The 19,807-nt window shown below is 58.4% G+C and carries 18 protein-coding genes and 2 tRNA genes; 10 read left to right on the top strand and 10 right to left on the bottom strand.

Annotated features, from left to right (window positions below; genetic code table 11):
- The 4 genes from BMX80_RS06810 to BMX80_RS06795 form a co-directional block, all read left to right on the top strand.
- Window positions 1-202 (top strand): transposase (locus BMX80_RS06810; protein WP_139214031.1); only part of this gene is annotated, 202 nt, incomplete at its 5' end.
- A gap of 337 nt (window positions 203-539) precedes the next feature.
- Window positions 540-785 (top strand): hypothetical protein, encoded by a 246-nt coding sequence (locus BMX80_RS17820; RefSeq protein WP_175474886.1) that lies wholly within the window; start codon window positions 540-542, stop codon window positions 783-785.
- Between the two features lie 548 nt (window positions 786-1,333).
- Window positions 1,334-1,645 (top strand): antibiotic biosynthesis monooxygenase family protein, encoded by a 312-nt coding sequence (locus BMX80_RS06800; protein ID WP_074866637.1) that lies wholly within the window; start codon window positions 1,334-1,336, stop codon window positions 1,643-1,645.
- A 149-nt stretch (window positions 1,646-1,794) separates the two neighbouring features.
- Window positions 1,795-2,778, top strand: a complete 984-nt coding sequence (locus BMX80_RS06795) for a hypothetical protein (RefSeq protein WP_074866634.1) — start codon at window positions 1,795-1,797, stop codon at window positions 2,776-2,778.
- Window positions 2,779-2,834: 56 nt separating this feature from the next.
- Here BMX80_RS06795 and BMX80_RS06790 read toward each other — a convergent pair.
- The 6 genes from BMX80_RS06790 to BMX80_RS06765 all read right to left on the bottom strand — a co-directional run bounded on the left by BMX80_RS06790 (window position 2,835) and on the right by BMX80_RS06765 (window position 8,339).
- Window positions 2,835-2,908, bottom strand: a tRNA-Cys gene (locus tag BMX80_RS06790).
- Window positions 2,909-2,946: 38 nt separating this feature from the next.
- A tRNA-Gly gene (locus BMX80_RS06785) sits at window positions 2,947-3,022 on the bottom strand.
- A 61-nt stretch (window positions 3,023-3,083) separates the two neighbouring features.
- Entirely contained in the window at window positions 3,084-3,656 is a 573-nt protein-coding gene (gene pgsA, locus BMX80_RS06780) for a CDP-diacylglycerol--glycerol-3-phosphate 3-phosphatidyltransferase (protein WP_071871219.1), read from the bottom strand.
- A gap of 120 nt (window positions 3,657-3,776) precedes the next feature.
- Complete coding sequence (uvrC, locus tag BMX80_RS06775; protein WP_074866632.1) at window positions 3,777-5,600, bottom strand: excinuclease ABC subunit UvrC; 1,824 nt, start codon at window positions 5,598-5,600, stop codon at window positions 3,777-3,779.
- Window positions 5,597-6,247, bottom strand: a complete 651-nt coding sequence (gacA, locus tag BMX80_RS06770) for a response regulator transcription factor GacA (RefSeq protein WP_071871217.1) — start codon at window positions 6,245-6,247, stop codon at window positions 5,597-5,599. Before gacA ends, uvrC begins: the two co-directional genes overlap by 4 nt.
- A 187-nt stretch (window positions 6,248-6,434) precedes the next feature.
- A complete protein-coding gene (locus BMX80_RS06765) occupies window positions 6,435-8,339 on the bottom strand; it encodes a propionyl-CoA synthetase (protein ID WP_074866629.1) in 1,905 nt (634 codons plus the stop codon).
- Between the two features lie 246 nt (window positions 8,340-8,585).
- On the opposite strand from BMX80_RS06765, the gene BMX80_RS06760 reads away from it, so the two are divergent.
- The gene (locus BMX80_RS06760) at window positions 8,586-10,517 is read left to right on the top strand and encodes a putative nucleotidyltransferase substrate binding domain-containing protein (protein ID WP_074866627.1); all 1,932 of its coding nucleotides are present in this window, start codon (window positions 8,586-8,588) and stop codon (window positions 10,515-10,517) included.
- The gene (locus BMX80_RS06755; RefSeq protein WP_074866624.1) at window positions 10,514-11,227 is read left to right on the top strand and encodes a 3'-5' exonuclease; all 714 of its coding nucleotides are present in this window, start codon (window positions 10,514-10,516) and stop codon (window positions 11,225-11,227) included. Before BMX80_RS06760 ends, BMX80_RS06755 begins: the two co-directional genes overlap by 4 nt.
- Window positions 11,228-11,416: 189 nt before the next feature.
- On the opposite strand, the gene BMX80_RS06750 is transcribed toward BMX80_RS06755, so the two are convergent.
- Window positions 11,417-12,502, bottom strand: a complete 1,086-nt coding sequence (locus BMX80_RS06750; RefSeq protein WP_074866622.1) for a hypothetical protein — start codon at window positions 12,500-12,502, stop codon at window positions 11,417-11,419.
- 195 nt (window positions 12,503-12,697) lie between these two features.
- Entirely contained in the window at window positions 12,698-13,783 is a 1,086-nt protein-coding gene (locus tag BMX80_RS06745) for a hypothetical protein (RefSeq protein WP_074866619.1), read from the bottom strand.
- Window positions 13,784-13,975: 192 nt separating this feature from the next.
- Here BMX80_RS06745 and BMX80_RS06740 point away from each other — a divergent pair, with 192 nt between their 5' ends.
- The 3 genes from BMX80_RS06740 (at window position 13,976) to queD (ending at window position 16,362) form a co-directional block, all read left to right on the top strand.
- The gene (locus tag BMX80_RS06740; protein ID WP_074866616.1) at window positions 13,976-15,061 is read left to right on the top strand and encodes a patatin-like phospholipase domain-containing protein; all 1,086 of its coding nucleotides are present in this window, start codon (window positions 13,976-13,978) and stop codon (window positions 15,059-15,061) included.
- 48 nt (window positions 15,062-15,109) lie between these two features.
- Window positions 15,110-15,934, top strand: coding sequence for a hypothetical protein (locus BMX80_RS06735; protein WP_074866612.1), 825 nt, complete (start codon window positions 15,110-15,112; stop codon window positions 15,932-15,934).
- Window positions 15,935-16,005: 71 nt separating this feature from the next.
- Window positions 16,006-16,362 carry a 6-carboxytetrahydropterin synthase QueD gene (gene queD, locus BMX80_RS06730; RefSeq protein WP_074866609.1) on the top strand — a complete coding sequence of 119 codons (357 nt, stop codon included), beginning with the start codon at window positions 16,006-16,008 and terminating at the stop codon, window positions 16,360-16,362.
- Between the two features lie 157 nt (window positions 16,363-16,519).
- On the opposite strand, the gene BMX80_RS06725 is transcribed toward queD, so the two are convergent.
- Complete coding sequence (locus BMX80_RS06725) at window positions 16,520-16,768, bottom strand: glutaredoxin family protein (RefSeq protein ID WP_074866606.1); 249 nt, start codon at window positions 16,766-16,768, stop codon at window positions 16,520-16,522.
- Window positions 16,769-17,040: 272 nt separating this feature from the next.
- Window positions 17,041-18,201 carry a DUF5610 domain-containing protein gene (locus tag BMX80_RS06720; protein ID WP_074866603.1) on the bottom strand — a complete coding sequence of 387 codons (1,161 nt, stop codon included), beginning with the start codon at window positions 18,199-18,201 and terminating at the stop codon, window positions 17,041-17,043.
- 209 nt (window positions 18,202-18,410) lie between these two features.
- Here BMX80_RS06720 and trhP point away from each other — a divergent pair, with 209 nt between their 5' ends.
- Entirely contained in the window at window positions 18,411-19,763 is a 1,353-nt protein-coding gene (gene trhP, locus BMX80_RS06715) for a prephenate-dependent tRNA uridine(34) hydroxylase TrhP (protein WP_074866672.1), read from the top strand.
- Window positions 19,764-19,807 lie beyond the last annotated feature (44 nt).

Genomic DNA, 19,807 nt, shown 5'->3' with positions numbered 1-19,807 from the left:
AATAGAACGCCTGAAAGCCAAAGTGCGCGCCAAAGTCGAGCATCCCTTTCACGTGGTTAAAAATCTGTTTCATTACCGCAAAACGCGCTATCGCGGTCTGACGAAAAACACGGCGCAGCTGTTCAGCCTGTTTGGCTTCGCGAATTTGCTGCTATCCAAGCGACATTTGATGCGTGCTCACGGGATAAATCCGTCTTGCTGACGGGAAATGGCCTCTACGGAGGCTGCGCTAACGCCAAAAGGCGCTAGTCATGCGGGGAATCGAGCTGGTTTTCTGATTTTGCGCTGCGAATCGGCACTGGTGCTGGTGTGAGGCTTAATAAATCAGCGTTTCCATAGAAGTAAGAACGATTCAGCACTGGGATATTCATACAGACAAACACCCAAGCTTAAAGGAAATTTCTGCGAGATACGATCTAAAAATATCAAAGAAACCAAATTCATTATGCAAATTAAAAATCCATCACGAAATAAAAGCCCAAGAAACAGATCGAATAGAATTTACGCTTTCAACCGATTACTGGGGAGACCCACTTGGCTTGTCACTATTCCTCCTAGAGGTCACTGTCCTATTTAATGAGCACAAAACAGGACCCACCTCACAAATACTTGTTCACATTCCAGCTCCTATTGAAGTAGGTGGTTATTTTTTTGGTGGCTACAAAGAAGGTACTATCAAAAAAAACAAGGAGGCATCCCGTGAGATTTTGTCACTTAAGAAAATAGTTGAAATCCCGGAATTCATAGAAAATGCATTAGAGTCGTGGATTAATGCGCCAGAGTAAAACTATACAAACACAGTTCCACTAAGCTCCAATTACGCGGAGCAGGTGCCGGAACAGTGTCGGAATCACAGTGCTGCAAAGGGCGAAAACGAGCGCCCGGCCGGCCAGAAGCCCCATAATTACTGGTTTTTTGCAACACTGAGCACCCTACAAACCCCTCCCCCTCCATGCGTCGCGCTGGGCTTCCTTGTCCGCTTGAATAACCTGTAAAACAATGCACTCAAGTGAGCGAAGGGCATGCCCATGAGCATCACTACCATTCGGCTTCAGCCTGATCTCGAAAAAAGCTTGTAGCTTAGGCGGAGAAGCTGCACAAAAGTAAAAGCTGACTGATCAATCAAGCCCTTAGCGAATACTGTGAGCGTCAGGAGTTAGAGCAGGCCCGCTGGCAAGAAACACTGCAAGCGATGGAGTCAGTCGCTCAGGGCCGCGAGGTTTCAGGTGTTGCTGTGGGGGCATGGCTACGAAGCTGGGGCACCGAAAATGAGCTTGCGCCGCCGAAGGTTAAAGAAAATGGGCACAGACCCCATTCCGCATAAGGAAATCCCATGTCACTAATCGCCAACACCCCTACACCGCCGTATTACGCGGTGATTTTCACCTCTGAGCGCCACGAGGGCGATCATGGTTATGCCGCGATGGCTGAGCGCATGCTGGCGTTGGCGGCGCAGCAATCGGGCTTTTTAGGGGTGGAGTCGGCGCGTAGCGACGTGGGTGTCACGGTGTCGTATTGGGCTGATCTGGAGTCGATCAAACGCTGGAAGGCCAATGCCGAGCACTTGGAGGCACAGCGCTTAGGTAAAGAGCGTTGGTACAGCGCCTTTAAAACCCGCATCGCCAAGGTCGAGCGAGACTACTAAGTAGTCATTGCCGCAGGGGTGGGCGCCCCCTAGCTAGTCATCAAGCAAGCGCAAAACCTAATGTACTTGGCTTAACGGGCTCTACTCGCCTATAACCAATGCTCAACCCCAAGATGGGGCTTAACAGCCAATTGGCATATGGAGTTGCAATGTCCACCAATAACAATAAGCCCGTAGCGGGCTGGATCGGCGGTTTTATGCAGTCGAACGCCGACTTCGCCTATCCCAACCCCAACCTCAGCGCGTTACCCATGCTCGACAACATGGCCAACATCGACAAGTTGCAGCGTCAGCAGCCGGTCGAGTGGCCCGAATTCAGCTGGGAATCCGCCCCCGGCGAGGCCGACCCCAAGCGCTGCTATCAGATGTTTGCGCCGTATATTTCGCGCCTGGGCTATACCGACAAGGGCCGCGTGTTCTCGATCATTTGCCCGCAGCAAGGTATGTATTCTGAGCACTTTGGCGTGCTCAACGTCGAGGTTACCGTCACCGGTCAGCGCGGCTGGGTGGATGAGCCGAGCAAAACCATGGCCGCCGACATGAGCGTGATCGGCAAAGTGTGGTTTAGCCCCAGCGCGCTGCAGAAACAGCACGTGGCCGATCTGATGGCTTATTTCATCGCCAACAAGCTGCATTTCCCGTTTGATAAAGCCAACGCGATTCGCGTTAACACCTCGCTACCGGGCAACCCGCAGCAGCCGATCTTTCCGCTGCGCTCTGGCGAAAGCAGCGATTTCCCGATTCCTGAATTTGCCCGACACACCGCCGAGGCGTGGGATGTGTCTCATCTGGGCGTGCAAATCGGCGCCATCGAGCCAACCGGCAACAGCGTGGTGGACGAGTTCAACCAACTGGTGATGGACATCTTCAACTTGGGCTCGGGCAACATGCTTAAGCAAGGCAACGTGCTGACGTGGAATGTGTGGTTCACCCCGCCCACCACCGTCAACCAAGAAGAATGGCGCACCCACGCACAGCGCTGGCGCGACTCGATCGACGCCGATCACGGCAGCCCGGACGGCCCAAGCTCGCCGGCGCGTTACTTTGATGGCACGCCCTTCAAACCGCTGGAGAACCTGCTGGAGCAAGAAAGCCAGAAGATCGAAGACTTCCTGCGCAAACACGTGCGCTAACGCCTTTCGCGCAGGCAAAGAAAAAGCCCCAAGCATTACTGCTTGGGGCTTTTAATTGGAGGCTGAGGTCGGAATCGAACCGGCGTTCACGGATTTGCAATCCGGTGCATAACCACTCTGCTACTCAGCCTTAACCCGGTGATGACTGCTAAGCAGCACATCGAAAACTGGAGCGGGAAACGAGACTCGAACTCGCGACCCCGACCTTGGCAAGGTCGTGCTCTACCAACTGAGCTATTCCCGCTTGGCGTGGGGCGCATTCTAACGGCTCAGCAATACCTGTCAAGTTATTGATATGAAAATACTTATGCGTCTTTTTCGGCGCTTTTCACATCCCAGCTCAGGTGTGGCCAGGCGGCGCGCAAGTAACTGAGCATCGACCACAAGGTGAGCACCGCCGCCAAACCTAACAGCACATAACCGAAGATTACCCACGGATTAAACGAAGCCGGGTTAGCCAGCAGAATCACCAGCGCGAGCATTTGCGCGGCGGTTTTCCACTTGCCCAGCGACGACACCGCCACTTGCGCCCGCGCGCCCAGCTCGGCCATCCATTCACGCAGCGCCGACACAACAATCTCGCGACCAATAATCACCGCCGCCGGAATGCTCAGCCACAGGTTGGCGTGGGTTTCTACCAGCATCACCAAAGCCACGGCGACGATCAGTTTGTCGGCCACGGGGTCAAGAAAGGCGCCGAACGGCGTGGTTTGCCCCCAACGGCGGGCCAAGTAACCATCCAGCCAATCGGTGGCGCTGGCCAGCGCAAACACCGCACTGGCGGCCCAGAAGCTCCAGCTAAAGGGCAAGTAATACAGCACCACAAAGACGGGGATGAGGGCCACGCGCAACAGCGTGAGGATGTTCGGAATATTCATAACGACGCCAAAAAATGATGAGTGCTACAGGCAGGCCTAAACCCATTAAAGCAAGCCCGGCTTAACCCATGCTCACCGACTAAGGTTGGGCGGCCACGCTGCAACACGAAGCCGCGCATTCTACTCGCTGTGCAAAGCGGCATAAATCTGCTCGGCAAGCTTTTTACTGATTCCCGGCGCTTTGCTGATCTCTTCACTACTGGCGCGGCTGAGTTCTTGCAGGCCGCCAAAGTGCTTGAGTAGCTCGCGGCGCCGCTTGGGCCCCACGCCGGGGATATCTTCCAGTTTAGAAGTGCGCCGCGCTTTGCCACGTGCCGCACGGTGCCCGGTAATGGCAAAACGGTGCGCTTCGTCACGCACTTGCTGAATTAAGTGCAGCGCCGGCGAATCTGCCGGCAAGGTAAAAGCGTTGTCAGCGGTATCCAAGTACAGCGTTTCAAAACCCGGCTTACGGGTTTCGCCTTTGGCCACACCGAGCAGCGGCAGGTCGGTAATCGCTAGCTCAGCCAACACCTCACGCGCCATGTTCAGCTGGCCTTTGCCGCCATCCACCAAGAGGATATCCGGCCACTTGCCCTCGCCTTTTTGCAGGCGCTTTAAGCGCCGCTCCAGCGCTTGGCGCATGGCGCCGTAGTCGTCACCGGCGGCCACGCCTTCGATATTAAAGCGGCGATAGTCGGACTTAATCGGCCCTTCCACGCTCATCACCACGCACGAGGCCACCGTGGCCTCGCCGCTGGAGTGACTGATATCGAAGCACTCCAAACGCTGCGGCAGGGTTTCTAGCTCCAGCGCTTCAGCCAAAGCAATAAAGCGGCTCGACAACTGCGCACGGCTGGCTAAGCGCGCCTGCAAGGCTTGCTCAGCGTTGGTTTGCGCCAAGCTGAGCCAACGCGCGCGCTGGCCACGTACTTTGGCGCGAATGCTCAGGGCCTTGCCGCGCACCTCGCGCAGGGCGTCTTCCAGCAACTCTAGCTCGTCACCGGGATGACTGACGATGATTTCCGCCGGCAAGTCGCGTTCGGCATGACCTAAGTAATACTGGGCGATAAAGGCGCTGAGGATGTCTTCTGGTGTCTCTTCAATGCCCATTTGCGGGAAGTGGCTTTTGCCGCCCAGCACGCGGCCTTGGCGCACGGTGAGGATATTCACACAGGCGCCGCCGGGGCTGACCTGCACGGCCAGCACATCGGCATCGCCCTGCTCGCCTTCCATGTGCTGCTGATCTTGCACGCGGCGCAGCATGGCTATCTGATCGCGCAGTTGCGCGGCTTGTTCGAAGTCCAACTGCTGCGCAGCGGCTTCCATCTGACTGCTAAGTTCTTGCGACAGCGCTTGGCTGCGACCTTCGAGAAACATCACCGAATGGCGCACGTCTTCGGCGTATTCCGCCTCACTCACCAGCCCCACACAGGGCGCTTTGCAGCGCTTGATTTGGTACTGCAAACAGGGCCGACTGCGATTAGCGAAGTAGCTGTCTTCGCACTGGCGCACCTGAAAGACTTTCTCCAGCAGGTTAAGACTTTCGCGAATCGCCAAGGCGCTGGGGTACGGGCCGAAGTAACGGCCCTTAGCCTTTTTGCTGCCACGGTGCAGGGCCAAGCGCGGAAACTCGCCCGCCGACAGGTGCACATAGGGGTACGACTTATCGTCGCGCAGCAGAATGTTGTACGGCGGCCGCCATTCTTTAATCAGGGTTTGTTCGAGCAGCAGCGCTTCGGTTTCGCTGCCGGTGATGGTCAGCTCGATGCTATGAATACGCGCCACCAAAGCCGCGGTTTTTGGCGCGAGGCCGGTGCTGCGAAAATAACTGGAGAGGCGCTTTTTAAGGTTTTTCGCCTTACCCACGTAGAGCAGCTTGGCGCTGTCATCGAACATCCGGTACACACCGGGATGGGTACTGCAGGTCGCCAAAAACGCCTTGGCGTCAAACGCGTCTGTCATCCGACCGGCTTACCGGCATCCACCATGCCGTGGCGCACGGCCAGTAGCGCCAGCTCGACGTCGCTGCTAATCGCCAGCTTGTCATAGATGCGATAGCGGTAGGTGTTCACGGTTTTCGGGCTAAGACACAGCTGATCGGAGATGTCCTGCACCTTCACGCAACTGGCGATCATCAAGGCGATCTGCATTTCGCGCTCAGACAAGCAATCAAACGGCGACTGCGCATCGGGCTGGAACGGCTTAAGCGCCAACTGCTGGGCAATTTGCGGGCTGATGTAGCGCTGGCCTTTAAACACTTGGCGAATGGCTTGGATCATTTCATCCAGCGCTGCGCCTTTGGTCATGTAGCCGGCGGCGCCGATCTGCATAAAGCGGCTGGGGAACGGGTCTTCTTCGCAGGCGGTAACGGCAATCACGCGCAAATCTTCGTGGCTACGCAGCAGTTTGCGGGTGGCTTCTAAACCGCCGATGCCGGGCATGCGCACGTCCATCAGCACCACGTCGGGGGCTAGCTCGCGCACTTTGCTGAGCGCTTCCTCGCCTGATTCGGCCTCGCCCACCACGCCAATGCCGTCCACGTCGGCCAGCATGCGGCGAATGCCGGTTCGCACCAGATCGTGGTCATCGACCACCAGCACTTTAATCAAGCGACACCTCTACTACCGCGACAGCCCAAGGAGACGCCGATGCTTTTAGCGCCTCGCTACAGGGCTCAAGTTCTTGCTTGGGAATGTCGGCAAGATAGCAAAAGGCCGCGCGCTTTGCTGCTGCGCGCGGCTAACTTTTACAAAATAAACCACCCTGCACCCACGGTGGACGGCGCAGAAATGGCCGTTAAGCAGGCCGAATGGCGCAGTCTTCAAGGCTGGCCAATTGCGCTTTTAGCTCATCCAGCACGGCCGGGTCATCAATGGTGGATGGCACGCTATACGCCTCGCCCATGGCCATCTGCCGCAGGGTGCGGCGCAAAATCTTGCCCGAGCGGGTTTTTGGCAAGCGCTTGACCACCAAGGCACGCTGAAAACACGCCACGGCGCCAATCGACTCGCGCACTTGCGCCACCAGTTCGCGGCTGAGCTGCTCTTCTTCCACCATGGCGCCGTCTTTGAGCACCACTAAACCCACCGGCAGTTGGCCTTTTAATTCATTAGCCACACCGATCACCGCGCACTCAGCCACGGCGCTGTGGCTGCCGAGCACTTCTTCCATTTCGCCGGTGGATAAACGATGCCCCGCCACGTTGATGATGTCGTCGGTGCGGCCCATGACGAACAAGTAGCCGTCGCTATCCAGATAACCGCCGTCGCCGGTTTGGTAGTAACCAGGGAAGTTGTTTAAGTAGCCGGCCTCAAAGCGCGCCTGATTGCCCCAAATGGTCGGCAAGCAGCCCGGCGGCAGCGGCAGTTTGACGCAGATATTGCCTTGCTGACCGGCCGACAAGGTGCGGCCTTCGTCGTCGAGAATCTCGATTTGATAGCCAGGCATCGGCACGGTGGCCGAGCCCGCCTTGACCGGCATCAGCTGCAAGCCCACTGGGTTACCGGCAATCGCCCAGCCGGTTTCGGTTTGCCACCAGTGATCGAGCACCGGGCGTTTAAGCGTGTCGCTCAGCCAGTCGTAGGTCGGTGGATCGAGCCGCTCGCCGGCCAAATAAATGCGCTGCAAGGCGGTTAAATCGTGGCCTTGCAAACCCTTGGCACTAGGGTCTTCTTTACGAATAGCGCGGAAGGCCGTCGGTGCGGCAAACAATACATTCACTCGATGCTCGGCACACACCCGCCAGAAGGCCGAGGCATCCGGCGTGCGCACCGGTTTGCCCTCGTACAACACCGTGGTGCAACCGGCCAGCAGCGGGCCGTAGACGATATAAGAGTGCCCCACCACCCAGCCGACATCCGACGCCGCCCAAAACACATCGCCCGGCTTAACCCCGTACACCGTGTGCATGCTGTAGTGCATGGCCACCGCATGGCCGCCGTTATCGCGCACCACGCCTTTGGGCTTACCGGTGGTGCCGGAGGTATAGAGGATGTACAGCGGGTCGGTAGCGCGCACCGGCACCGGCTCGGCGGCTTCGGCCTTAGCGATGGCCGTGTGCCAATCCACATCACGCTCGCCGTGCAGCTCGGCTTGGCATTGCGGGCGCTGCAATACCACGCAGCATGCAACCTTGTGACTGGCCTCGGCGATGGCCTTATCCACCAGCGGCTTATAGGGCAGCACACGGTCGATTTCGATACCGCAGGAGGCGGTGATGATCACCTTGGGCGTGGCATCTTCGATGCGAATCGCCAGCTCGTGCGCGGCAAAACCGCCGAACACCACCGAGTGAATCGCCCCTAGGCGCGCACAGGCCAGCATGGCCACGGCGGCCTCGGGGATCATCGGCATATAAATCACCACCCGATCACCAGCGCCAACCCCTTGCGCCTTGAGCATGCCGGCGGCGTGTGCTACCCAGTCTTTGAGCTGCTGGTAGGTGTAGCGCGCTTGCTGGCCGGTCACTGGCGAGTCGTAGATCAGTGCCAGCTGCGCGCCGCGCCCGGCGGCAATCTGCGCATCCAAACACAGGTGACTGGTGTTCAGCAGGCCATCGGCAAACCAGCGCTGCGCGCCTTGCTCGTCGCGGCTGAGGATTTTTTGCGGCGCGCTATACCAATCCAACGCGCGGGACTGCACCTCCCAAAAACGCTGCGGTGACTCGCTGGCGGCGTGAACGGCGGCTTGATAGGCCTGCATGATGAATCCTCCTGCTGGGTAAGCGGCGATGCCCTTTCGGGTAACACGGCCATCTGTTGACAATTTTTCAACAAATACTGCCATCCATGCGCTTTAAAACCGTCTTGTACGACTAATTGTCGACAACACTGCAAAAAGCGCCTTAGCACAGGGTACTCATCAAGAGCCGTGCAACGCCCAGCTACGACCAAGGTCCAATGGCAGGCGTAAGGAATAAAAGCGATACGAAAAGAAAACGGAGCCACCATGACCCGCGAACAAGCCTTTGCCGAAGCTGGGCGCACGGCGGTGCAGCAGAACATCCATGGCACCATGGAGTTTCTGCGCAAATATCCGCCCTTTGCGCAGATGCTGGATAACCACCTGAGCTATCTGGTCGAGCGCTGTGTGCTGCAGTTTTATTGCGCCGGGGAAACCATCTTGGCGCCGGCCGATGGCCCGGTGCAGCACTTCTATATCGTCAAGCAAGGCTTAGTGCGCGGCGAGCGCGCCCCCGCCGATGGTGAGCAACAACACACCTTCGAGATCAGCGGCGGCGAATGCTTTCCGCTGGCGGCGTTATTGGGCGAACGCGCCACCCGCACGCGCCATTTAGCCAGTGAAGACACCTTCTGCCTGCAACTGCCGCGCGAGGCTTTTGTGCGCTTGTTTGCCGAGTGCACGGTGTTTCGCGACTTCGCCTTGCGCGGCGTGAGCAGCCTGCTCGATCACGTTAACCAACAAGCGCAACGCGATGCCGTGGCGCACTTAGGCGCCAGTTATTCGCTCGACACCCCGCTGGCCGAACTGATGGCCCGCACGCCGGTGACTTGCGCCAGCGATACGCCGCTGCAAGCGGCGGTGAAAACCATGCACGAGCAGCATGTCGGCAGCATGCTGATCACCGATGACGCGCAGCGCCCGCTGGGTATCTTCACCCTGCGCGACCTGCGCCGGGTGGTGGCCGATGGTTTGGCGGATTTTCAACAGCCAATCAGCCAATGGATGACCCCCCAGCCCTTCGCCCTACCCTCCAGCGCCAGCGCCTTTGATGCGGCGATGGCGATGACCGAGCGGCACATCGCGCACATTGCCGTGGTGGATCAGCAGCGCTTGGTCGGCGTGCTGTCGGAGCGCGATTTGTTCTCGCTGCAGCGGGTGGATTTAGTCCACTTGGCCCGCGCCATTCGTCATGCAGCCAGCTTTAGCGCGCTGCAAAGCCTGCGTGGCGATATTCAGCGTTTGGTCGACAGCATGTTGGCGCACGGCGCCTCGTCGGTGCAGGTCACCCATCTCATCACCTTGCTTAACGACCACAGCGTGGCGCGGGTGATTGAGCTGGTCATCGCCGAACTGGGCGATCCCGGTATTGCCTTTACCTGGCTGGTATTTGGCAGCGAAGGGCGCTGCGAGCAAACCCTGCACACCGATCAGGACAACGGCATGCTGTTCAGCTGCGACGCCACCGACGACAGCGAAGCCCTGCGCCAGCGCCTGCTACCCATCGCACAGCGGATTAACCAAGAGCTCGACCACCTCGGCTTTACCCTGTGCAAAGGCAACATCATGGCTGGCAACCCCGAGCTGTGCCTTAGCGAGCACGAGTGGCAACAGCGCTTTGCGCGCATGATTAGCAGCGCCACGCCAGAGAACCTGCTCGGCTCGAGCATCTACTTTGACCTGCGCAGCGTGTATGGCCCCACCATCGGGGTGGAGCGCTTGCAGCAGTTTTTGCTCAGCCATATCCAGAGCAATACTTTGTTCCAACGCATGCTGGCCGAAAACGCCCTGCGTCAGCGCCCGCCACTGGGGCTGTTCCGCGACTTTGTGGTGGCCAAAAGCGGCGCGGAAAAACACACGCTGGACTTAAAAGTGCAGGGGCTAACGCCCTTTGTGGATGCCGCGCGATTGTTAGCGCTGGCCAATCAGATTGCCGTGAGTTCTACCTTGGCGCGCTTTGCGGCCTTGGTGGAGCGCGGCGTGGTGGATAGCAAAGACGCCGACGCCTTTGAGGAAGCCTACAACTTTATTCAACTCACCCGCCTGCAATTGCACCAACGACAAAGCCGCGAGGGCCGGCCACTGAGCAACCGTATAGACCCCGATGCGCTTAATCCGCTGGATCGGCGCATTCTGCGCGAATCGTTCCGCCAAGCGCAGCGCCTGCAAGCCTCGCTGGCGCTGCGCTACAAGCTATGAGCATTTGGCAGCGCTGGTTTGGCAAACCTACCGAGCCGCTGAGCAGCGAGCTACTCGCACGGCTACGCGAACTACCGCCCGCTGTGCCGTTGGGTGCGCAAGCGCTGCACGCGCAGCGTTTTATCGTGATGGATCAAGAAACCACCGGCCTTAACCCGCAGCGCGACAAGGTGCTGTCGATTGGCGCTGTGTTGTTGCAGCACGGGCAGATCATCATGGGCGAGCAGTTCGAAGCCACCCTGCGCCGCGAGCAGAATGTGCTCAATCCCAGCGTGCTAATTCACGGCATCGCGCCCAGCGCTGCGGCGGCTGGCACGCCACCTGCGCAAGCCTTACTGAGTTTTATGGAGTGGGCTGGGGCGTGCGTGTTTCTCGCCTTTCATGCCCCGTTCGACCAACGCATGCTGGCCCGCGCGCTGAAAAACCAGCTGAACATGCAACTGCGCCATGTGTTTTTAGATGTTGCCGAACTGGCGCCGATGCTTTGCCCCGAAGCCAACGTAGGCCGTGGTGGCTTAGACGACTGGGTCAAGCACTTCAAGCTGCAGGTGCTAGTCCGCCACAGTGCCGCAGCGGATGCCCAAGTGACGGCAGAACTGGCGCTAATTCTGCTGAAAAAAGCCGAGCAGCAAGGCATTGCCACCCTTGCCGAGCTTAACCAGCGTTTGCATGCGTGGCGGCGGTTACAGCGCTCGCGCCAGCATGCGTGAACGACTGCGCGCGTTAATCAAGGCAACCTAACAGGGCAACCCCAAAAAGAAAAACCGACGCCTAGGCGTCGGTAAAGCGGGGGGATATTGCGTTATGTAAGCTACATCATCTGTGTGACGCTTTGATGACCCCTCTCACCCTCTGCATCCGTGCAGCAACGAGTCTTTGCCAGCAGTGACTGCCGAATATCAACGGTTTTGCAGCTTAAAGGTGTCGTCCGACGGCTCTTTGGAATACGCGCCTAAGTCGTGCACCAGTTTCTGCGTGCCGTTCATTAAGTCTTTAATGCGGCTGTCGCTGGTTTTGGCCGAAGCGCCCAACAAGCTGCTGCCGCTGATCGCCGGGGCATTGAAGCTGTGCGACCACAGGTAGTGCCACACCGCTGCATTGTGCTTTTCCGCCTGCTGCCACGATTGGAAGTACCACGGCTTAAGCTCGGTGAAGGCGGTCATTTTCAGCAAACCGGTGTTGGCATCGCCCACAAACACAGTGCTAGTGGCTGCCGAGGTGCGGTAGGCCTCGAAGATCACGCCTTTTGTTTTCAGCTCGCTGACATAAGTGCGGCATACCTCGCCCACCCACTTATTGCCCAAGTAGCTTTTGCCCCAGTTGGAGTAGAACGGGTCCAGCAGCGCCACGCGCTTGGGCAGCAGCTTGCTGCTCACGGTGCCGGCGTTCACCGCATCGCTGATCTTCTTGGTCAGCACAATGGCCATCTGATTACCCAGCGAATGGCCAGCAATGCGGATATTGCTGCCGGTATAGCCGGCCAAGTTGGCCTTGTAGCTGTCAAACAGCAGGTCAGCGGCTGATTTGCTCGGGCCATTGCTGTAGTTACCGGCACTGTTACGCCAGCGCATGGCTTTGGGGCCGGAAGCCGTCCAGATCTTCGCTTCGGCGTCTTTCACTTCGCCTTCATCGGCGAACTGGTTCCAGTACAGGATGCCGACGTTATAGCCGGCATTCAGCCAACTGTTGGCCAAGTCCAGGTCTGGGCCGCCGGCATCTTTGCGGTTAAAGGTTTCCCGCGACTGGCGCGCGGTAGCGCCATTCTGCCAGCCGTGCACATACAGAATGGTCGGCTTGCTGGTGTTGTAGTAGGCATTGCTTTGCCCCGGCACGGCTTTCTGCCAGCTGTCGCCGTAGCCGAACCAATACAGGCCGTAATCCAAATTATCGAAAGTACTCTTGGGGAATACACCAGTGGCGGCCTGAGCACTCAAGGCCACTAGCAATAAAGCGACGCTCGCCAGCAGTTGGTTTAAATAACGCATGGGGCTCTCCCGTTTTTTATTGTGTGTCTACCCTAGCCCCCTGCTGACACAGGCCAAATCCCCCAAACGGGTGAATTGTTCGACAATCCTAAAAATCCATTTAACCCATTGATTAAAAAGCAAAAAGCCAGCGCATAGCACTGGCTTTTTGCGGCAAAACATGAGACTTAGCCGAGCATAGCGCGGCAGAAACGCTTAGCGGTTTTGCAGGGTAAAGGTGTCATCCGACGGCTCTTTAGTGTTGACGCCCAGGTTGTGTACCAGCTTCTGCGTGCCGTTCATTAGCTCGTTAGTCCGGGTGTCGGTGGTTTTCGCCGACAGGCCCAGCAAGCTGCTGCCAGTAATTGCCGGAGCATTAAAGCTGAACGACCACAGGTAGTGCCAAACCGCTGCGTTGTGCTTCTCGGTTTGTTGCGCGGTGGTGAAGTACTGCGGCTTTAGCTCGGTGTAGGCGGTCATCTTCATCAGGTTGGTATTGGCATCGCCAACAAAGATGGTGCTGGTCACTGCCGAGCTGCGGTAGGCCTCAAAGACCACGCCTTTGGTTTTCAGCTCGCTCACGTAGGTGCGGCATACCTCGCCGACCCACTTGTTGCCCAAGTAGCTTTTCGCGTAGTTGGAGTAGAACGGATCCAGCAGGGCCACCCGCTTAGGCAGCAGCTTGCTGTTCATGGTGCCGGCGGTCACGGCATCGCTGATTTTCTTGGTCAGCACAATGGCCATCTGGTTGCCCAGCGAGTGACCGGCAATGCGGATGTTGCTGCCGTTATAGCCGGCCAAGTTATCGCGGTAGCTGGCAAACAACAGGTCGCCTGCCGATTGGCTGGGACCATTGCTGTAGACACCAGCACTGTTGCGCCAGCGCATGGCACGCGGGCCGGTAGCTGTCCAAATCTTGGCTTCGGCGTCTTTCACTTCGCCTTCATCGGCGAACTGGTTCCAGTACAAGATGCCCACGTTATAACCGGCGTTCAGCCAGCTGTTGGCCAAGTCGAGGTCTGGGCCGCCGGCATCAAAACGGTTGAAGGTTTCCCGCGACTGGCGCGCGGTGGCGCCGTTCTGCCAACCGTGGATATAAATGATGGTGGGTTTGGTATTGCTGTAATAGGCATTGCTCTGGCCCGGCACGGCTTTTTGCCAGCTGTCGCCAAAGCCAAACCAATACAAGCCGTAATCGAGGTTATCGAAGGTGCTCTTGGGGAAAACGCCCGTGGCCGCCTGAGCCGACAGGGTTAAAACGAGTAACGCGACACTCACCAGCAGTTTTTGTACATAACGCATGGGGGCACTCCCGCTTTTTTGTTGTTGTGCCGCCACACTACGCCGCGTTTTGTAACCGCCACATCACCTAGACGGGTGAATTGTCAGACAATAACCCAGCATCAGCATTGAGCATGACGCTTGGCCCTCCTGCCGCCTTGGCCAATAATGGCCGCCCCGCCCAACATCCCTATTTACGCCAAGGACTGCGCCATGCCCGCCGCCATCCACATCCGCCAACCTAGCCTCACCCTTCGCGCCGGCCCCCGCGCCATGGCACGCCTGCGTGAGCACGGTTTGCAAGCCAGCGATGTGCATATCATTCCCGGCGCCGCTGGCGGCCCCAAAGGGCTGGGCATTCAAGGGCTGGATTTCGCCGTGTTTGGCGAGTTTTTACCACAAGCGCCGCAAGTGCGTTCACTGGTCGGCGCCTCGATTGGCGCGTGGCGGATGGCCAGCGTGTGCATGCCCGACCCTATTGCCGGGCTTAAGCGCTTGTCAGAGCTGTACACCAGCATGAGTTTCCCCAAAGGCTTGAGCTTGGCGGAAGTCACCCGCTTGTGCCGCGATATGCTCGATGCGCTACTGGCCGAGCAAGATGCCAACATTCTGAGCAACCCGCATTACCGCCTAAACGTGATGGTCAACCGCACCCACGGCCAGCTACAGCACGACAGCCGTGGCCGCGTGGCCTTAGGGCTGGCGGCGGTGATCAGCAACAACCTGCTAGGCCGCCGCCGCTTGGCCAAGCACTTTGACCGCCTGATTGCCCACGACCCCCGCCAAGCGCCGCCGCTGGCCGGTCGCGATGCCTTTGCTAACGAGCACTTGGCGCTAAACCTCGATAACCTGCGCCCGGCGCTACTGGCCTCGGGTTCGATTCCGCTGGTGATGCTCGGGGTGAAAGATATTCCCGGCGCCGGCCCCGGCACTTACCGCGATGGCGGCTTGCTCGACTACCACCTCGACTTGCCCTACCAAACTGGCGGCATTGTGCTGTACCCGCACTTTACCGATCGCGTAGTACCCGGCTGGTTCGACAAGAGCCTACCGTGGCGCCATGGCAGCCACAGCCGTTTGCAGGATGTGCTGCTGCTCGCGCCCTCCAAGGACTATCTGGCCAGCCTACCGCACGGCAAATTGCCGGACCGCAGCGATTTTCGCCGCTATCTAGGCGACGACGCCGGCCGTGCCCGTTATTGGCAGCACGCCATGGCGGAAAGCCAACGCATGGGCGATGAATTCTTAGAACTCGTCGCCAACGGCAAACTGGCCGAGCGCCTGCAGCCTTTACGCTAAGCCACACCGCCGCTAGTCTGCGCCCTCTAGGAATAAGGAGCGCAGGGTATGGATTTGGCCGTCGCCATCATTCACGGCATTGGCATGCAGGAACAAGGCAACCCCATGGACGCCCTGCATCCCTTTGCCCGTCCGCTGGTCAACGGTTTACGCCGCCAGCTAGGCCGCGACGCGCAACGCATCGAGTTTCAGAGCCTGTACTGGGCTGATCTGCTGGATAAACGCGAACGCGCCTATATGCAGCGCACCGAAGCTGCCGGCGCGCCGCAGCGCTGGCGTTGGCTACGCGACACCGTGACAACCTTCTTAGGCGATGCCAGCGGTTATCGTTTAGTCGCCGGCGCCAGCAGCAACAGCTATCAGCAGGTGCATGCGCGGGTGCGCGCCGCCCTCACCGCGCTGCGCAGCCGAGTAAACGCCGATACGCCACTGGTGGTGATCACCCACTCACTCGGTGGGCATGTGATGTCCAACTACCTGTGGGACCAGTACAAGCTTAATAAAGACTGCCCCAGCAACGACCCGTTTCTGGGCATGGAAACCCTCACCGGGCTGATCACCTTAGGCTGCAATATTCCGCTGTTTACTTTTGCTTACGACACTGTGGTACCAATTCGCTTTCCCGGCGCGCAGGTGCCCGAACGCCTCCAGAGCAAGACCCGCTGGCTGAATTGGTACGCCCCCGCCGACCCACTGGGCTACCCGCTAAAACCGCTATGCCCAGCCTATGCCGCCGTGGTGGATGAAGACATCGCCCTGCCCGTTGGCCCGTGGCTGCTGCGCCACACGCCAGCCAGCCACATTGGCTATTGGAGCGACCGCCGCCTGCATCGCCGTGTGGCGGGCTATCTCAAGGAGCTGCTCGACGCCTGATCGACAGGCGCTGCCCTCGCCTTGCGCATCCGCTATACTGCGCGGCCTTTCTGTTTGTTTAGCTGTGTGCCATGGAACTGTTCAAAGAATTCACCTTCGAAGCCGCCCACCTGCTGCCCCACGTGCCCGCTGGGCACAAATGCGGCCGCCTGCACGGTCACTCGTTCAAAGTGGCGCTGTATATCGAAGGGGATGTGGACCCGCACACCGGCTGGATTCGTGATTTCGCCGAGATCAAGGCAATCTTCAAGCCGATCTACGAGCGCTTAGATCACAACTACTTGAACGAGATTCCCGGCCTAGAAAACCCCACCAGCGAAGTGCTCGCCAAGTGGATTTGGCAGCAGGTTAAACCGCTACTGCCGGAGCTTTCCCGCGTGCGCATTCATGAGACCTGTACTAGTGGCTGTGAGTATCGCGGCGATTAAGCAAACACTTATTTAATGCCTGCACGACGCAATCACTGCGTTGTGCGGTGCTCGCAACACTCGCCTAACAAGCGGTATGTCTCGATTGCTGCGCTCCGTACGCCTTGTGCTTGAGGCGTTCGGCGATTAAATCAGCGTCTCCCTGACTCTTTTTTTGTCACAGGCCCAACTGTTGATTTAACCAAGCCGCCACCTGCTCGCTATTAAACGGCCAGCCCAGTTCGGCGTCTTGGGCCTCTAAGCGCAGCACGGGAATCCGCACGCCGTAACGCTCGATCAGCTCGGCCGACTCGCTGATATCCACCACCTCAACCTGTAAGCCCTGTGCCAGCAGAGGCATTAACTCGGCTTCGGCCAGTTCGCAGAGGTGGCAGTCTTCGGTGCTAAACAGCAGGCAAGTGATCATCACGGCAGCCCAAAATAAAGGGCGTGCAGTCTAGCACGCCATTTTTCAGCCACTGACCGACCGGCAGGCGGTGTGAAAACGTCGCGAGCGCAGGCTAGGCAAGGCAAAACATGCGGAAAAGCGCAGTTTACAAGTGGTAAATACTCCGCACATCCTGTGCTCCACCCTGCGGGTCAGCTAAAGCTGTTCAAACCCGCTCCTGCGGGTTTGTGAGCATTTTGAGCCTGTTTTTAACGCCGCATAGCCAAGTGCAGTAGTTTTCACACAGCCTGTTAAGCCGCTTGCTCTTCAGATTGGGCCAATTGCGGCAGTAAGCCTTCCAGCAGCCTGTTGTTGAGCAAATCACCCTTGGCCACTTGCTCATCGCTTAAGCGCTCGTCTTGCAGCAGACCGCCTTGCAGTAATTCGCCCAGCTGGCCGAACAGTTCTTCGCTGAGGCTACGTGCTTGCTCCAGCGCGCCGAGCAGCGCTTGCGCGTAATCGGCCAGCGGCGCGTTGGCCACTTGTGAGCTGGGGCCGGCCACGGCGGCGTAGCTGTCACTGGCTTGGCTGATGCGGCTTTGGGTTAAGCGCAGCGCCATGCTGGATAGCTGACTGCCGTCGATATTCAGCGCCAGCGCGCGGTCGAAGGCGCCTTCCACATCGCCGCTGTAGAACTTCTGCGCGATGCCTTCGACTTGGCCGAAGAGCTTTTCCAGTGCGGCGCGTTCGTCGTCATTGATATTGCCTTCGATCACCGCCTCAAAGCTGCCGAAGCGGATTGAACTGCTGCCGCTGTAAGCGCTCACCGCGCTGCCATTGCCGTTAGCTACACCGGCGACCCGATTAACCTGCGCATCGGCGCCGCCTTGGGCAAAGCGCACTTGAATCTTGTCACCTTCGGCGGTGGTGACATTCAGGCTAAAGGTTTCTAACCATGCTTGTACTCGCGTGGACTCTGCCGCCACCGCAACGCCGCCAGCTAGTGGCGAGCGCTCAGGCCGCTGCACGGGGCCGGCGTATTGCTCCTCTAAACCATCCAGCCCTTGGCGCAGGGCTTTGGCGGTGTCTTTGAAGTTGTCTTTCACTTCGCCGGCAAACAAGCCGCTGTCTTTCAAGATATCTTTCGCCGCTTTCAGGCCTTCTTCCACACCTTGACGCGCTTCGTTTAAGCGCTGACGCAAGACGCTGCTGTCGGCACCGGCGGCGGCTTCTTGCTGTAAACGCTCGCTGATAAAACCCAGCACGCGCTCGGCGACTTTCTCCGGGGAGAAATCCGCCGCCGGGGCGTTCAACTGGCTCGGATCAAGGCCGAGCTTACCGGCCAACTTATCTTGCAAAATCTGCTGAATATCGGGGCCTTGCTGCGGCGCAAAACGGCTATTGGCAAAGCTAGGAAGACTGGCGAAAGCAGGAAAACCAGCGAACGACGGGGTAAGGGCTGAAGTAAACATGACGGCATAACCTAGTGGAGCTGTCTGTACTAGGTGATCGGCCAAGCCCACGCAGGCTTTAAACACGCCTGACCAACGGGCCTATTTCTTGGCTTGCAACAGAGCACTGCTAGTTTTCGTCGCCCATATAACCATTGCGACTTAGTTTTATTGCCGCAGAGCAATACCCACTTAAATGGGACACGGCATAGTTAGCGTTTGCTGTGTTTATGCTGGAGTCATCTGTGCGCCCCGAACTGCTATCCCCCGCCGGCACCCTAAAAGCCATGGACTACGCCTACGCCTATGGCGCCGACGCCATCTACTGTGGCCTGCCGCGCTGGAGCTTGCGGGTACGCAACAACGACTTCGACATCAACCACCTAGCCCAAGGCCTTGAGCGCGCCCGTAGCCTGAATAAGCAGCTGTATGTGGCCTGTAACATTGCCCCGCACAACAGCAAGATTCGCACCTTGCAGCGCGACTTAGCCCCGGTGGCCGAGCTGAAACCGGACGCACTGATTGTTTCCGACCCCGGCGTGGCCATGCTGATTCGCGAGGCGTGGCCGGAGCTACCGCTGCACTTGTCGGTGCAGGCCAATGCGGTCAACTACGCGGCGGTGAAGTTTTGGGGCAAGCAAGGCATCAGCCGAGTGATTCTGTCGCGCGAGCTGTCGCTGGAAGAAATCGAAGACATTCGCGCCGAATGCCCAGAAATGGAGATCGAAGTCTTCGTGCACGGCGCACTGTGCATTGCCTATTCTGGGCGCTGTTTGCTATCGGGATATATGAATCGCCGCGACCCCAACCAAGGCACCTGCACTAATGCCTGTCGCTGGGGTTATGAGATCAAACCCGGTGAGGAAAGCCCCGAAGGCGAAATTCGCGCCACCCCCGGCTTGTTTGTGATCGAAGAAAAGAACCGCCCCGGCGAGCTGATGCCCATCGAAGAAGACGAGCACGGCACCTACATCTTGAACTCCAAAGACCTGCGCGCCGTGCACCATGTCGAGCGCCTGACCCGCGCTGGCGTACATTCGCTAAAAATCGAAGGGCGCACCAAAAGCCACTATTACGTGGCGCGCACCGCGCAGGTGTATCGCCAAGCCATTGATGATGCGGTGGCCGGCAAGCCGTTTAATCGCGGCTTAATGGATGACTTAGAAAAGCTCGCCAACCGTGGCTACACCGAAGGCTTCTTGCGCCGCCACGTGCACGACGAATACCAGAATTACCAACACGGCGCTTCGCAAAACAACTTGGCGCAATTTGTTGGCGAAGTGCTCGATTACTCCCCCACGCGCGGCGTGCAGATCAATGTAAAAAACCGTTTCGCCTTGGGCGACACCTTAGAGCTGATGACCCCCAGCGGCCGCCTGCGCTGGCAGCTGGATGGCCTGCTAAATAAAGGCGGCCAAGCCATCGAAGTAGCCCCCGGCGATGGGCATAAAGTTTGGCTACCGATTGAAGTACCGAGCCACCTGCAAAGCCAGCTAGAACTCGGACTGTTAAGCCGCGAAATACCGCGCAATTTGGCCGTCGAAGCTGGCGGTAGCTGTGGCGGTTGCGGCACTGGGCACTGAGTGGCTGGCTGCACACCTCAATCACTGCGTTACGCGGTGCTCGC

The organism is Atopomonas hussainii, assembly GCF_900109735.1.
Lineage (GTDB): Bacteria > Pseudomonadota > Gammaproteobacteria > Pseudomonadales > Pseudomonadaceae > Atopomonas > Atopomonas hussainii.
This window is presented reverse-complemented; position numbering and strand designations above follow the sequence as displayed.

Coding starts and splice junctions, on each gene's coding strand:
- BMX80_RS06800 (WP_074866637.1), top strand. CDS start 1,334: ATGTCACTAATCGCCAACACCCCTACACCGCCGTATTACGCGGTGATT.
- BMX80_RS06795 (WP_074866634.1), top strand. CDS start 1,795: ATGTCCACCAATAACAATAAGCCCGTAGCGGGCTGGATCGGCGGTTTT.
- pgsA (WP_071871219.1), bottom strand. CDS start 3,656: ATGAATATTCCGAACATCCTCACGCTGTTGCGCGTGGCCCTCATCCCC.
- uvrC (WP_074866632.1), bottom strand. CDS start 5,600: ATGACAGACGCGTTTGACGCCAAGGCGTTTTTGGCGACCTGCAGTACC.
- BMX80_RS06765 (WP_074866629.1), bottom strand. CDS start 8,339: ATGCAGGCCTATCAAGCCGCCGTTCACGCCGCCAGCGAGTCACCGCAG.
- BMX80_RS06760 (WP_074866627.1), top strand. CDS start 8,586: ATGACCCGCGAACAAGCCTTTGCCGAAGCTGGGCGCACGGCGGTGCAG.
- BMX80_RS06755 (WP_074866624.1), top strand. CDS start 10,514: ATGAGCATTTGGCAGCGCTGGTTTGGCAAACCTACCGAGCCGCTGAGC.
- BMX80_RS06750 (WP_074866622.1), bottom strand. CDS start 12,502: ATGCGTTATTTAAACCAACTGCTGGCGAGCGTCGCTTTATTGCTAGTG.
- BMX80_RS06745 (WP_074866619.1), bottom strand. CDS start 13,783: ATGCGTTATGTACAAAAACTGCTGGTGAGTGTCGCGTTACTCGTTTTA.
- BMX80_RS06740 (WP_074866616.1), top strand. CDS start 13,976: ATGCCCGCCGCCATCCACATCCGCCAACCTAGCCTCACCCTTCGCGCC.
- BMX80_RS06735 (WP_074866612.1), top strand. CDS start 15,110: ATGGATTTGGCCGTCGCCATCATTCACGGCATTGGCATGCAGGAACAA.
- queD (WP_074866609.1), top strand. CDS start 16,006: ATGGAACTGTTCAAAGAATTCACCTTCGAAGCCGCCCACCTGCTGCCC.
- BMX80_RS06725 (WP_074866606.1), bottom strand. CDS start 16,768: ATGATCACTTGCCTGCTGTTTAGCACCGAAGACTGCCACCTCTGCGAA.
- BMX80_RS06720 (WP_074866603.1), bottom strand. CDS start 18,201: ATGTTTACTTCAGCCCTTACCCCGTCGTTCGCTGGTTTTCCTGCTTTC.
- trhP (WP_074866672.1), top strand. CDS start 18,411: ATGCTGGAGTCATCTGTGCGCCCCGAACTGCTATCCCCCGCCGGCACC.